The organism is Anaeromyxobacter sp. SG66 (assembly GCF_022690805.1).
In the GTDB taxonomy this organism is placed as follows: domain Bacteria; phylum Myxococcota; class Myxococcia; order Myxococcales; family Anaeromyxobacteraceae; genus Anaeromyxobacter; species Anaeromyxobacter soli.
Window position 1 is genome coordinate 1 of the sequence record NZ_JALCZC010000114.1, and the last position, 13,299, is coordinate 13,299.

The following is a 13,299-nucleotide window of genomic DNA, read 5'->3' on the forward strand; positions in this document are numbered from 1 at the left end:
AGCGCGCCGCGCAGGTCCGCGGCGGCGAGCACGTCGAGCCCGGCGCGGAGCGCGGCGGGGGAGGGCAAGGGCGTCCGCGCCCGGAGGGCGGCGGCGCGAACCGCGGCGCCCGCGTCGAGCTCGCCCGGCACGAACATGCCCTCGTGGAAGCGCGCGGCGGCGCGGGCGGGGTCGCGCTCCACGTGGCGCGCGAGCGCCGCGAGCGTGCGCGCGGGGAGGCCGTGCGGCCAGCCTTCGCCCTCGGTGAAGCGCGGGGTCGCCGAGACGAGCGCGAGCCCCGCGATCCGCCCGCGCAGGCGCGGCAGCGCGGCGAGCGCCGCCTGCGCGCCGAGCGACCAGCCGAGGAGCACCGCGCGCTCGAGGGCGAGGGCGTCGAAGGCCGCCACGAGATCGCTCGCGAGCTCGGCGAGCGTGAAGGGCGCGCCCGCCTGGGAGCGGCCGTGGCCGCGCAGGTCCGGCGCGAGCGCGCGGCGTCCGGCGAGGAGCGCGGGCGGGAGCGCGTCGAGGAGCCAGCGGCCGGACAGGGACCAACCGTGAACGGCGAGGAGCGCCGGCCCCTGGCCTTCGTCCTCGCAATGGAGGGTGAGGCCCGGTCTGTCGAGGAAGGACGGCATCTCGCGCGAGCGGAGGGGCAGTATCGCGAGGGGCGAGGGGGTCGTCAACCGGGGAGGGCGGAGGGGTTGACGAGGGGAGGAGGGTCGGGGACGAGGTCGGGGTCGGGGTCGGGGTCGGGGTCGGGATCGGGATCGGCGGTTCCCCTCGGCACGCCGACGCGCGCGCGGTTACTCTCCCCGCGCATGCCCGTCTCCCGACGCGAACGCGCCCGCCAGCGCGCCCGGCTCGCCACCGAGGTGCGCCGGTTCCTCGGCGGCCTCGGCTATGAGGAGGTGGAGACGCCCACCCTCGTGCCTGCGCCCGGCATGGAGCCGCACCTGTCGCCCTTCGAGGCGCCCTTCGTGCCGGAGGGCGGGGGAGCGGCGCGGCCGCTCTGGCTCATCACCAGCCCCGAGTACGCCATGAAGCGGCTCCTCGCCGAGGGCTTCCCGCGCATCTTCCAGCTCTCGCGCGTGTTCCGGAACGGCGAGATCTCGCGCACGCACAACCCCGAGTTCACGATGCTCGAGCTCTACCGGGCGGGCACCGACTACGAGGGCGTGATGCAGGACCTCGAGCGGCTCCTGGAGGCGTGCGCGCGCGCGGTCGCGGGGGGCACCCGCGTCGCCCGCGGCGGGCGCGCCATCGACCTCGCCGCCCCCTTCCCGCGCACCACCGTCGCGGACGCGTTCCGTCGCCACGCTGGCGTGGACCTCGCGGCCTGCGGGGGCGACGCCGGCCGGCTCGCCGCGGCGGCCCGCGCCGCGGGACACGACCCCGGACCGCCCGGCGAGGGGTTCGACGACGTGTTCTTCCGCGTGATGCTCGACGCGGTCGAGCCACGGCTCGGCGTGGAGCGGCCCGAGTACCTCGTCGACTGGCCCGCCTCGATGGCCGCGCTCTCCCGGGTGAAGCCGGACGACCCGCGCTGGGCCGAGCGCTTCGAGCTCTACGCGGGCGGGCTCGAGCTCGCGAACGGCTTCACCGAGCTCACCGACGCGGCGGAGCAGCGCGCGCGGCTCGTGGAGGAGCAGGCGCTCCGTCGCGCCCTGGGGCGCCCGGTGTTCCCGCTCGACGAGCCGTTCCTCGAGGCGGTGGGCCGCATGCCCCCCGCGGGCGGCGTCGCGGTCGGGTTCGACCGCCTGCTCATGCTCGTCGCCGGCGCCGAGGCGATCGAGGACGTGCTGCTCTTCCCCGCGCGCGGCTTCTTGTCGATCTGACGGGGGCTGCGCTTTGAGGATTCGTCACATCTTCGGCTGCTGACCGACGGAGGCGGCACTGGTCGGCCGAGCGGCGCACCGCGCGCTCCGGTTCGGCATCGGCGCGTTGCCCGTGCGCGGCAGCGGATCACGGCGCCCACATCCCCAGCTGCATGACCGGACGCAGAGGTGCCACGTCAGCGTGCGCGGGCGGCGTCGGCCCGTCGCTCGACTCTCGCCGGAAGCGATCCATGTGCTCGCGCCCGAAGCTCCTCTCTGCGTGAAGCAGATTGTGAGCTCGGCAGGCGAGCCGAAGGTTGTCGATCGTCGATGGTCCCCCGAGGGAGGCGGGTTGAATGTGGTCGAGCTCGAGCTTCCAGCGGCTCTTGCAGCGGCAGCCGTCCGGGCCGACCCAGGCGCAGCGCCCGCCGTCGCGCTTCCACACGGCGCGGCGCACTATCGCCGGGATCGTGGTCCTCCCCTCCGAAGGCTTCGCCGCGGCCGCCGTCCCGGCCTGCTCAGCCGTGGCCTGCTTCGCTCCCTTCGTCTTCCGCTCCGGCGCGACCGCGCCCTTGCGCTTGCCGTGCTTCTCGATGGCGCAGCGGATCGCCTCGTGGAGCACCGCCGCGAGGTCGCCGTCCGGGACCTTGTGCGACAGAAGCGACCGGAGCGTCTCGAGGTCCTCCTTGCAGGCGCGGTCGAGGGTGACACAGAGCGACCAGTGGCTCTCCGAGACGGCGAGCGTCTCGGCCCGTCGCTTCGCCTGCGCGACGGGGGGCGGGGGCGCCGGCAGCGCGCCGGCCGTGGGACCGGGGCCGAGGGTCGGCTCCGCAGGGCCGGGTGCGGTAGCCACCTCGGCCCGCTCGGCCTGCGGGAGCTCTAGCGCTGCGCTCACCACGGCGGGCGCGCGTTCGGTGAGCTTGCGAAGGCCAGCACGCGGAGCGGTGCGCGCCTGGACGGAGGCGACGAGGTGCTCGACCTCGGCCCGGGTCCGGAAGGCGGCGCGAGCGAGGAGGTCGTCCACGTTCTGCTCCGTGAGCACCTGGCCGAGGAGCGCCACGGTGGAGAGGCAAAGACGCCCATCGCGCAGCGGAGCTTCCAGGATCGGGAAGCGGCGCAGCACCCGCATCGCCTGGATGCGCCGGCCGGCGGCGCCCTCCCGGAGGTGGAGCGCCTCCAAACAGTACGCCCAGAGGGACGCATGGCCGATCTCGACGAAGGCGCGGCGCCGATCGAATTCGTCGAGGTGCAGGAGGAAGTCGACCTGGACGTTCCGTTCCTCCCCGGCGAGCTCGCGCAGGCGCAGGGCGAGGACGTTCGACTCGAGAGCAGCGGGAGTGAGCGCAGACATGGGGATGCACCTCCAGTACACCCTTCGTAGCACGCGATTTTCGAAGCTCCGGGGACGCTCCAGGCTCGGGTCTGTGCGGCGTTCTCCGGCGCACCCTCGTCGTTGCCCCAAGGCGATCGGCGCGCGCTTCACGCGCGAGAAGCGTGCGCGAGAGTAGCCTTCCCGCGCCGCCCGTATGCCTGAGCGCAATCGGGGCGAGAAGGCGTCAATGGGGAATGTTTCACCCACCGCAACTGGGACGCCCCGCCTAGCGCGAGGAGAGCCGCGACACCGGCCGGCGCTACCGCTGGCGATAGCTGTCACCATAGGTGAATACGGTCGACCTCCCACGACGCTCCAGCCCGCGCTCCGGGGCGAGCTGCGGAGGCGCCTTCGAGAAGTCCGCGCGCACCCCGCGCGAAGTCACTCCGTCGCCCCTCGACACGACGAGACGCTCCCCTGCTCCGCCGCCTTCCCGCGTTCATCGGGGTCGAGCACGAGCGCGTGCGCGGCCCCCGTCGATGCCCGAATCCGACATGCGCACGGAAGCCGTGGTCGAACCACCCGCCGCTCGTCCGGCGAGTTGCACTTGTCATGAATGATGAGGGCTGCGCCCCCACCCCTGCTCGCCGGGTCCCTGCGCCAACGCGATCGGCTTCGCCGATTCCGCTTCGGCGCCGCTTCGGTCGCCTGTTCGGGAATCACCCTCCCGCGCTCAGTGCGCGGACGCGGGGTCCAGGGCGCCGTGGCCCGGGCGGGCGCAGAGCGGCCGGAGCGGCAGCTCGACCTGGAACGTGGAGCCCTTCCCCGGCGCGCTCTCGACGCGGATGGTGCCGCCGTGAGCCTCCACGATCCGCCGCACGATGTAGAGCCCGAGCCCGAGCCCGCCGTAGTTGCGGGACGAGACCGCCCGCTCGAAGCGCTCGAAGATCTGCGGCTGATCCGACGCGGAGATCCCGATGCCCTGATCGCGGACCACGAGCACCGCGCCGGTGGCGGAGGGGCCGTAGCTCACCTCGACGGGCTTCCCGGCCCCGTACTTCACGGCGTTCGAGAGCAGGTTCGTCACGACCTGCGAGAGCCGCAGCCGGTCCCAGGCGCCGCGCACCGGCGTGCCCGAGGCGGAGAGCGTCGAGCCCGTCTGCGAGGCCTCGTCCTCGAGCTGGGCGAGCGCGTCCGTCACCACCGCCCCGAGCTCCACCTCCTCGAGGTCGAGGTCCAGCTTCCCCATGTGGATGCGCGAGACGTCGAGCAGCGCCGCGACGAGCTTCTCGAGCCGCTGTCCCTGCCGCTCCGCAGCCCCGAGGACGCGCTCCACGTGCTCGGGCGGGAGCCGCTCGAGCGCCTCGCGCGAGGTGACCCGCCGCATGTTCCCGAGCGCGAGGCGGAGCGCCGTGAGCGGGGTGCGCAGCTCGTGCGAGGCGATGGAGAGGAACTCGTCGCGCGCCGCGACCGCGTTCTGCGCGTCGGAGTAGAGCCGCGCGTTCTCGATCGCCTGCGCGGCGCGGTGGGCGAGGTCCTCGAGCAGAGCCTCGTCGTCCGCGGTGTACGGCGCGCCGCCTGCGTCGCGCATGAGCGTGATGTGGCCGAACACCTCGTGGCGCTGGGCGAGCGGCGCGATGAGCAGGCTCGTCACGCCCTCGAGGTAGGGCCAGTACTCCGGCTTCATCTCGTTGCGCACCCTCTCCTGGGAGAGCGCAGGGATGCGCAGCGTCCGCCCGGTCGCGAGCGGGCCCGCGGTGATGCCCTCGTCGGTCCGCTGCGGGGCGGCGGCGATGATGCGCCGGCGCAGCGCGGCCCGCTCCGGGGAGGGGTGGTAGACCGCGACCGGGACGAGCCAGTTGCCGTCCGGCGAGACGACGCGGATGAGCGCCCCGTCGCCGATGAGCTCGCACAGCCGGCGCGCGACGGTGTCGAGGGTCGTCTTGTAGTCGAGGCCGGAGGCGAACACCCGCGACGCCTCCGCGAGCGCCTCGAGCCGCTTCGCCTGCGCCCGCAGCGCGACCTCCGCCTGCGTCCGCTCGGTGATGTCGAGGCCCGTCGCCACGATGGCCCGGACCTCGCCGGCCTCGTCGAGCAGCGACGCGTTGCTCCAGGACACGAGCCGGCGCTGCCCGTCGCGCGCGATCCAGTGGTTCTCGTGCGTGGTGGTGGCGCGGCCGGCGCGGAGCGCGTCGAGGGTGGCCCGGACCCCGTCCCGCTCCTCGGGGAGGATGAGGTCCCACAGCGACCGGCCCAGCATCTCCTCCGCGGAGTACCCCGTCGCGCGGGCGCAGGCGGCGTTCCAGCGGCGGACGTAGCCCTCGCGATCGAGCACCACCACGAGCGCGCCGGTCCGGTCGATGACCGCCTCCGCGAGCGCGCGCTCGTCGACGAGCTCGTCGAGCTCCGTGCGCAGCGCCGCCGCGTCCTCCGGGGCGCACGCGCGCGCGGTCTCCTCCACGAGCTCGCGGAAGCGGCGGAGACGGCGCGAGTCGCTGCCGTTGAAGGGCATCCCGGCCCTCAGTACTCGAACCCGCTCCCGCCGATGAACTCGCGCAGGAGCGAGGTGGGCGGGACGTGGTCGGGGTAGATGGAGACGAAGCGATCGACGAGGTAGCGGAGCCGGTGGGCGGTCGGGTAGGCGGCGTGGTTGGGGGGCACCTCCAGGAGGTACCGCTCGGCGAAGACCTTCAGGACGGCGGGCTCGTACACGAGCGACGAGTCGAACACCGCGTCCGCCTCGTGCTGGTGCGGGAAGATGTGCTCCCGCTCGCCGGCCTGCACCGAGGGCCAGCGCAGGATGTTCTCCGCCGCCCCGTACCCGCGGCGGTGGCGGTCGCGCACGATGCGCCGGAGGAGCCGCAGGTCCGTCGCGGACGTGCGCGTGAGCCGGTCGAAGGGCAGGGTGGTGGCGGGGTGGATGAACACCCGGTAGAGCGAGCCCGCCGGCGGGATGTCGTCGAGCAGGCGCGGGTCGAGGCCGTGGATGCCCTCGACGAGGAGCACGTCGCGGGGGCGGAGCTGGATGACCGGGCCGCCGTCCGGGTGGCTCGTGCCGGTGAGGAAGTCGTAGCGCGCGGTGCGCACCGGCTCGCCGGCGATGAGGCGGCGGACGTGGTCCTGGAGGAGCGGGAGGTCGATCGCCTCGAGCGCCTCGAAGTCCCACTCGCCCGCGTCGTCGCGCGGGGTGCGCTCGCGGTCCACGTAGTAGTCGTCGAGGCCGAGCGCCACCGGGTTCACCCCGTCGATCTGGAGCTGGACGGTGAGGCGCTTGATGAAGGTCGACTTGCCCGACGAGGACGGGCCCGCGATGGCGATGACCCGCAGGCGGTCGCGGCGGGTCGCGATGGCGTCGGCGATCTGGCCGATGCGCTTCTCGTGGAAGCCCTCGGCCACCCGGATGAGCTGCGACACCTGGCCGGAGATGCACAGGTCGTTGAAGGCGCCGACGCTCGTCACCCCGAGCGCCTCGAGCCAGCGCTGGTGCTCCGCGACCATCCCGCCGTCGCGGGAGGGCTGCCCGCGGCGCGCCGCTCCGCCGCGGTGGCCGTTGCGCGGATCGCGGTCGCCGAGATCGAGCGCGAGCCCCTCCTCGGCGGGCTCGAGCCGGAACCCGCGCACCGCGCCGGTGGACGGGAGGAGAGGGCCCATCGAGAGCGCGTACAGCTCGCCGCACGAGACGAGCCGCACCGTGGCCTGCCGTCGAACGCGCAGGAGCCGGGCCGCGTCCTCCCACCCGCGCTCCGCGAAGTACGCGGCGGCCTCGTCGGTCGGCCAGTACTCGAGCCGGAAGGGCGCGTCGGCCTGGGCGAGGCGCGCCATCTGCTCCGCGAGGCGCGCGGCGTACGCCGGCCGCTCCGCGGGCTCGAGGCCGTGGACCAGGACGACCTGCCGCGTCCCGCGCGACGGGCCCATGCGGACGGCGAGCGCGGGCGCGAGCTGGTGCGCCGCCTCGAGCAGGAGGAGCCCGACCGAGTGGGCGTAGATGGTGCGCCCTTCCCAGTGACGGAGGGTGAGCGGCGCGACCGTGGTGTCGGTGAAGACCGGGGTCGCGAGCGAGACCGGCTTGTGCGCGAGGAGCCCGCCGACGACGAGCGCGCCGTCGAGCTCGGCCGGGAGCAGCTCCGCGAGGCGGGTCCCGGTGCGGACGTGCCGGACCTCGCCGAGGAGGTGCACCGTCACCTCGGGCGCGCGCGGCAGCGAGCGGCCGCGGAGCAGGAGCCCCATCTCGCCGGTCACGCGCCGGAGCTCCTCCGAGAGCGCCGCCGCGAGGGCGGTCGCGAGCTTGGCGGCGAGGGCCGGGTCGTCGCGGACGAGCGCGTCCCAGCCGCGCGCCGAGAGCCGCGCCACCGTGAGCGGGGTCTCCGCCGTGACGGTCTCGCCGCGGTGGTCCGCCGAGAGCGGCGCGAGCTCGCCGAAGTGGTCGCCGGGCCCCAGGCGCCGGAGCGGCAGGTCGGCGCTGCGGAGCGTGGCGGCCCCCTCCAGCACGAGGTCGAGGCCTCGCCCGGCGTCGGCGTCCGCGTGCACCCGCGTGCGGGCCGGGACCGTGACGAGCTCGGCGCGGGCGAGCAGCCGGGCGCGCTCGGCCGCGTCGAGGCGTGCGAGGAGCGGCGCGCGGGCGAGCGCGTCGAGCGGGCCGGTGCCGAGCTCATCGGGCCGGATCATTCCGGGCGCGTCTCCTCCGAGAGAGGTGCGGCTGGAGATCCTACCCCGCCGCGCGCCCGCGCCGATAGGAGGTCCTGCGCCCGGCGAGCGCCCGCGCGGGGCCTTCGCGTAGCGTCAAACCACCCGCAGGACGAAGCACTTCAGGTACCGCGTCTCGGGGACGCCGAGCAGCACGGGGTGGTCGCGGCCCGCGCCGCGGCGCTCGAGGAGCTGCACGCGCCGCCCCGCGTCGTTCGCGGCGTCGAGGACGAGCTCCTCGAGCATCGCCTCGGCCAGGTGGTAGCTGCACGAGGCGGTCACGAGGATCCCGCCCGGCTTGAGGATCTGGATCGCCCGGAGGTTCACCTCCTTGTAGCCGCGCCGCGCCGCGGCGAGGGCGTCCTTGTTCTTCGCGAAGGCAGGGGGGTCGAGCACGACCAGGTCGTAGGCGGGCGGCTCCTCGGCGCGGTCGCGCAGGTAGTCGAACGCGTTCGCCTCGACGACCTCGACGTTCGCCGCCCGGTTCAGCGACACGTTCTCGCGCAGGAGCCCCGCGGCGGTGGGCTGCATCTCGACGGCCGTGACCTGCTCGGCGCGCAGGGCGAGCTGCAGCGCGAACCCGCCCGCGTAGCTGAAGCAGTCGAGGCACCGGCCGCGCGCGTACTCGCCGGCGCGCAGGTGGTTCTCGCGCTGGTCGAGGAACGCGCCGGTCTTCTGCCCGGCGAGGAGGTCGATGCGCATGCGCACCGCGCCCTCGGGGTAGACGACCGGGCCCGGCGCCTCCCCGCGCAGCACGCCCTTCACCTGGGCGAGCCCCTCGAGCTCGCGGACGCGCACGTCGTTCCGCTCGACGATCGTCCGTACGCCGAGCGCCCCGGCGACGAGCTCGGCGAGGAGCGCCTTGCGCCGGTCGGTCGCGGGGACGAGCGTCTGCAGCACCGCGGCGTCGCCGTACCGATCGACCACGAGGCCGGGCAGGAGATCCGCCTCGCCGTGGACGACTCGGACGAATCGCTCGTCGCCGAACGCGCGCCGGCGCAGGTCCACCGCCGCCTCGAGCCGCTCGGCGAGGAACGCCTCGTCCACCGGCACCTCGTCGCGCGTGACGATGCGCAGCGCGATCTTGGAGCGCGCCGACCAGAACGCCTTCGCGAGGAAGCGGCCGCGGCCGTCCACCACCGCGACGACGTCGCCAGCCTCGGCCGCGGGCAGCTTCTCCACGTCCGCGCGGTAGATCCACAGGTGCCCGGCGGCGAGGCGCTCGGCGCCCCGGCGGCTGACGGTGACCTTCTGCTCTTCCATTCGTCGGGCTCCTCCGGCCAGAAAGCCGGAGACCCTTACCCGAGGTGAGCGCGCCGCGCCAGCGTCGCGCGGCTCGCGCGAGCCCGGCCGGAGCCGGCCGAGGCCGCGCCGGAGCGGCCCGCGGAGCGCGCCGTCGCGCGGCCCGGCGTCAAAGCTCCACCGCCTCGTGGAACACCGGCTGCCCCGCCTCCTCGCGCAGCCGGCACCCCGCCATGAGCGGATCGTGCTCGAACACCAGCACGCCTTCGTCCTCGAGCACCTCGGCGAGGAGCACCTTCTTCTCCTCCACGGTGGTGACCGGGAACAGGTCGTACCCCATCACCCAGCTCGGCCGGAGGTGCGCGTGCGTCGGGATGATGTCGCCGCAGAACACGAGGTGCGTGCCCTCCCCGCGGAACCGCGGGAGCTGCTGCCCGACGGTGTGGCCCTCGGAGAGGATGAGGTCCACGTCGGGGAAGGGCGACTCGTCGCCGTCGATGAGGTGGAGCCGGTTCGAGTGCTGCAGCAGCGCGAAGTCGTCGGGCAGGAAGCTCCCCGCGTCGCGGTCGGACGGCGCGTGTGCCCACAGCCAGTTGCGCCGCTGCAGGTGGTACGTCGCCCGCGGGAAGGACAGCTCGAGCCGGCCGCCCGCGCCGCGCCGGGTCGTGCCGCCGGCGTGATCGAAGTGCAGGTGGGTGAGGAGGACGTCCGTGACGTCGTCGCGCGAGAGGCCGAGCCGGGCCAGCCCGGCGTCGAGCCCTCCGGCGGAGCGATCGATCGCGTAGATGTCGGAGCGCTTCGGGTCCCACTTGTCGCCCAAGCCGTCGTCCACGACGATGACGCGGCGCGCGTCCCGGTCGATCGCGACGAGGCAGCGCGCGGCGAGCCGGATCCGGTTCCGCGCATCCGGGGCGAGCTTCTTCTCCCACAGTGGCCGGGGGACGATCCCGAACATCGCCCCCCCGTCGAGCGCGAACCAGGCGTCGACCACGGTGGTGATGTCGTAGCGGCCCATGCGCACGGGACGAACCTACGCGGCCGTGGCCGGAGCGGCTACTTCTTCACCCCGCCGTGCGCCCGCCTCCGGGTCGCGCTCCCCGGTGGGCGGCCCGCCGCCCACGCCGGGTGCACCGTCCGAGGCGCCGCCGGGTCGGCTCCCAGTCGAGCAGGTGCGCCCTGCGCGGCGCCGCTCCACGGTGAGCGGAGAGGCCGGAGGTAGCATGACCCGACGGAAGGCCACCCTGCTCGCGGCCACCGCCCTGCTCGCGCTATCGGCGGCGTGCAGCTCCCCTCCCATCCACGACACCTCGGACGGCGACGGCCTCCCGATCGTTCCGCCGCCGCCTCCTCCTCCACCTCCGCCTCCGCCCACCTCGTGCGGGATGAAGATCACCGGACCCGCCTGGATCCTGGAGGGCGACGCGCTCCGGCTCACGGTCGCCTGCTCGGGCAACGAGCCCCTGCCCGCCTCGTCGGTGCTCGAGGGCTTGCCCGCAGGAGCGCTGCTCGACCTCGCGGCCGGGACCATCTCCTGGAAGACCGGGCTGGCCGATGCGGGCGTGTACGACGTCGTCGTGCGCGTGCCCGGCGACGGGGAGGCGCTCCTCCGCGTGGGCGTGGCCGATCGGTGGGACGCGCCCGGGAACGCTCCGCCCGACCCCGCCCGCTACACCGAGGAGTACGGACTGCCCGTCTTCCACCTGCGCGTCGACGGCACCGTGAACTTCACCACCTACGTGCCGGCCTCGCTCACCTACCGCGGCCGGACCCGCGGCATCGAGGTGAAGTACCGCGGCACGCGCTCCGCCGACTTCCCGAAGAAGAGCTACACGCTCTCGTTCCCCGACACCGCCCAGTTCTCGGATCCGCTGCTCGGCTTCCCCGCGCGGAAGAAGCTCCTGCTCGTCACGACGTTCGACGACGTGACGCAGATCCGCGATCGGCTGGCGCTCGGGCTCTGGAGGCGCGTCGCCGACCGGCCCATCGACGTCCGCACGGCCAGCGCCGTGCTCTACGTGAACGGCGAGTACCGCGGCGTCTACATGATGAGCGAGAAGATCGGCGGGCAGGTGCTGAGCGAGCACGGGCTCGACGGCGACGGGAACCTGTACCAGTCGAAGACGAACCTCGCGAACTTCTACGCGACCAGCAACGAGGGCCAGCCGAAGCTCACCTGGCACGACGGCTACGAGAAGGAGGAGGGCACGCCGCTGCAGGGCGAGCCCGGCGCCTTCGACGAGCTCGACGCCCTCGTCCAGCTCGTCGCGACCGCTGACGACGCGACGTTCGCGGCGCGCCTCGCGGCCGTGGCCGACGTCGACGAGCTGCGCGACTGGTGGGTGATGGTGATGCTCGCGCGCTCCTCCGACTGCGCCCGGAAGAACGTCTTCCTCTTCCACGACCCCGCCGGCGGTCCATGGCGCGCGACGATCTGGGACTACGGCGCGAGCCTGGGCCAGGAGTGGCAAACCAAGCACCAGGCGGCGGACTCGGGCGAGGAGTTCGTCTGGGAGAACGGCCTCTTCCGGCGGCTCCTCGCGCCGCCGTTCGCCGCCGGCACGCGCGCGCGGCTGGGCGCCGCGGTGCGCGAGCGGGTCCCCGTCGCGGACGTGCTCGCCGCGTTCGACACGCTCGCCGCGCAGACCGAGGCCGCCGGGGCGCGCGACGAGGCGCGCTGGCGTGACGCGCAAGCCGCGTTCTTCGCGCGAGAGGGGCGGGTGGGCTGGCCGTCGCGCGAGGAGGAGCTCGCGTACACCCGCGGCTGGATCGCGGCGCGCTGGGCGTATCTGGCCGGTCGCTACTGAAGTGCTGCCCCCTGAGCCTGCGACGCATCCCTCGCTCGACTCGAGCGGTGATGCGCTCTGCCATCGCGGGCGATTGCATGCGACTCGAGAGATCGGGGACCGCTGCCTCCCCTCGGAGGAGGGAACCGCTCGTGGCCTCTCACGCGCCAGGGGATGTTTCCCGGCCGGGCGGGCGTTCGAACCGGGACACGGGTGATCGGGCGAGGTCCCGCTCTCCCGTCCGGAGGTCGGATGAATGCACGGGTTTTCCTCCTTCTGCCTACCCTTCTGGCTGCGGCGCCCGCGCTCGCGGCACCGTCGCAGATCCACCTCGGCTGGCAGGGGCCGACCGACACCACGATGACCGTCGCCTGGCGCTCCAGCGAGCCCACCGGCGCGGTCGAGTACGGGGGCGACACCGGCTACGGCCAGACGCAGGCTGCGGCGTCGGTCGCGTACCAGGGATCGTACCTGCACGAGGCGCAGCTCACCGGCCTCTCCGCGGGGACCGCCTATCACTTCCGGTGCGGCAGCGCGGCGAGCTGGTCCGCGGATCGCACGTTCACGACGGGACCGACGCCCTCGGCGAGCGCGAGCTTCCGCTTCGCCGCCTTCGGCGACAGCCGTACGGACGACGCCGCGCGCGCGCAGGTGCGCGCGGCCGTGCAGCGGTCCCAGCCGGCGTTCTCGATCGACTCGGGGGACCTCGTCGAGAGCGGCGGGACGCAGTCCCTCTGGGACGGGTGGTTCACGACGATGGAGCCCCTCGTCTCGACGACTCCGTTCGTGTCCGCCGCCGGAAACCACGACATCGGCGGCGGCCTCTTCTTCGCGCAGCTCGCGCTGCCGCGCCACGCGCCGAGCGCCGCCGGCTACGAGGACGAGGCGTACTCCTCGTTCGACTACGGCAACACCCACTTCGTCGTGCTCTTCACCGAGCCCGCCGGCACGGCCGGCGACGCCCAGGACCAGTGGCTCGAGGCCGACCTGGCGCGCGCGGCGAGCAACCCCGACATCCGCTGGACGGTGGTCGCGTTCCACCGCCCGCCGTACTCCTCCGGCGAGCACGGCAGCGACACGGGGCTGCGCCAGCGGTGGGGCCCCATCTTCGAGAAGTACGGCGTGGATCTCGTGCTGAACGGCCACGATCACGACTACGAGCGCAGCCGGCCGATGGTGGGAGGACAGCCCGCAGACGGCGGCGTGACGTACGTCGTGACCGGCGGCGCGGGCGCGCCGCTCTACACGGTGGGTGCGAGCGACTTCACCGCGTTCTCGCGCGCGACACACCACTTCGTCGAGGTGGACGTGACGGCGAACACGCTCACGCTCGAGGCGCGGGACGTGGACGGCAACGCGTTCGACTCCGTGACGCTCACGCACCCCTCGCCGCTCGCCGAGACCCCCGCGACGCCGGGGCCGACGCCGGGCGGGTCGGGGCAGACCGACACGCCGGCCCCGCCGGCCGCGGGCGCGGCGAGCGGCA

The 13,299-nt window shown here is 74.2% G+C and carries 10 protein-coding genes; 3 read left to right on the top strand and 7 right to left on the bottom strand.

All coding sequences use genetic code 11. The annotated features are described in order from the left end of the window. Positions 1 to 614, bottom strand: a 614-nt coding sequence (locus tag MNZ39_RS20460) for an alpha/beta fold hydrolase (protein ID WP_242340942.1), incomplete at its 3' end; no start/stop codon positions are given. 44 nt (positions 615 to 658) lie between these two features. After that, the gene (locus MNZ39_RS20465) at positions 659 to 799 is read right to left on the bottom strand and encodes a hypothetical protein (protein ID WP_242340943.1); all 141 of its coding nucleotides are present in this window, start codon (positions 797 to 799) and stop codon (positions 659 to 661) included. On the opposite strand from MNZ39_RS20465, the gene epmA reads away from it, so the two are divergent. Continuing rightward, on the top strand, positions 798 to 1,814 hold the full coding sequence (epmA, locus tag MNZ39_RS20470) for an EF-P lysine aminoacylase EpmA (RefSeq protein ID WP_242340944.1): 1,017 nt from the start codon (positions 798 to 800) through the stop codon (positions 1,812 to 1,814). The genes MNZ39_RS20465 and epmA overlap by 2 nt on opposite strands. Before the next feature lie 127 nt (positions 1,815 to 1,941). Here the strand turns inward: epmA and MNZ39_RS20475 are convergent, their stop codons facing one another. The 5 genes from MNZ39_RS20475 to MNZ39_RS20495 form a co-directional block, all read right to left on the bottom strand. Further along, entirely contained in the window at positions 1,942 to 3,144 is a 1,203-nt protein-coding gene (locus tag MNZ39_RS20475; protein ID WP_242340945.1) for an HNH endonuclease, read from the bottom strand. A gap of 694 nt (positions 3,145 to 3,838) precedes the next feature. After that, positions 3,839 to 5,617 carry an ATP-binding protein gene (locus MNZ39_RS20480; RefSeq protein WP_242340946.1) on the bottom strand — a complete coding sequence of 593 codons (1,779 nt, stop codon included), beginning with the start codon at positions 5,615 to 5,617 and terminating at the stop codon, positions 3,839 to 3,841. Positions 5,618 to 5,625: 8 nt separating this feature from the next. Continuing rightward, positions 5,626 to 7,770, bottom strand: coding sequence for a cyclic nucleotide-binding domain-containing protein (locus MNZ39_RS20485; RefSeq protein ID WP_242340947.1), 2,145 nt, complete (start codon positions 7,768 to 7,770; stop codon positions 5,626 to 5,628). A gap of 114 nt (positions 7,771 to 7,884) precedes the next feature. After that, positions 7,885 to 9,051, bottom strand: a complete 1,167-nt coding sequence (locus MNZ39_RS20490; RefSeq protein ID WP_242340949.1) for a class I SAM-dependent rRNA methyltransferase — start codon at positions 9,049 to 9,051, stop codon at positions 7,885 to 7,887. Positions 9,052 to 9,199: 148 nt separating this feature from the next. After that, the gene (locus MNZ39_RS20495; RefSeq protein ID WP_242340951.1) at positions 9,200 to 10,045 is read right to left on the bottom strand and encodes an MBL fold metallo-hydrolase; all 846 of its coding nucleotides are present in this window, start codon (positions 10,043 to 10,045) and stop codon (positions 9,200 to 9,202) included. A gap of 205 nt (positions 10,046 to 10,250) precedes the next feature. Between MNZ39_RS20495 and MNZ39_RS20500 the strand changes: the two genes are divergently transcribed. Then, positions 10,251 to 11,834 (top strand): CotH kinase family protein, encoded by a 1,584-nt coding sequence (locus MNZ39_RS20500; protein ID WP_242340953.1) that lies wholly within the window; start codon positions 10,251 to 10,253, stop codon positions 11,832 to 11,834. Between the two features lie 231 nt (positions 11,835 to 12,065). Continuing rightward, positions 12,066 to 13,299 (top strand): metallophosphoesterase family protein (locus MNZ39_RS20505; protein WP_242340954.1); only part of this gene is annotated, 1,234 nt, incomplete at its 3' end.

Excerpts from the sequence above, each read along its gene's own strand:
- epmA (WP_242340944.1), top strand. The coding sequence starts at position 798 with ATGCCCGTCTCCCGACGCGAACGCGCCCGCCAGCGCGCCCGGCTCGCC.
- MNZ39_RS20465 (WP_242340943.1), bottom strand. The coding sequence starts at position 799 with ATGCGCGGGGAGAGTAACCGCGCGCGCGTCGGCGTGCCGAGGGGAACC.
- MNZ39_RS20475 (WP_242340945.1), bottom strand. The coding sequence starts at position 3,144 with ATGTCTGCGCTCACTCCCGCTGCTCTCGAGTCGAACGTCCTCGCCCTG.
- MNZ39_RS20480 (WP_242340946.1), bottom strand. The coding sequence starts at position 5,617 with ATGCCCTTCAACGGCAGCGACTCGCGCCGTCTCCGCCGCTTCCGCGAG.
- MNZ39_RS20485 (WP_242340947.1), bottom strand. The coding sequence starts at position 7,770 with ATGATCCGGCCCGATGAGCTCGGCACCGGCCCGCTCGACGCGCTCGCC.
- MNZ39_RS20490 (WP_242340949.1), bottom strand. The coding sequence starts at position 9,051 with ATGGAAGAGCAGAAGGTCACCGTCAGCCGCCGGGGCGCCGAGCGCCTC.
- MNZ39_RS20495 (WP_242340951.1), bottom strand. The coding sequence starts at position 10,045 with ATGGGCCGCTACGACATCACCACCGTGGTCGACGCCTGGTTCGCGCTC.
- MNZ39_RS20500 (WP_242340953.1), top strand. The coding sequence starts at position 10,251 with ATGACCCGACGGAAGGCCACCCTGCTCGCGGCCACCGCCCTGCTCGCG.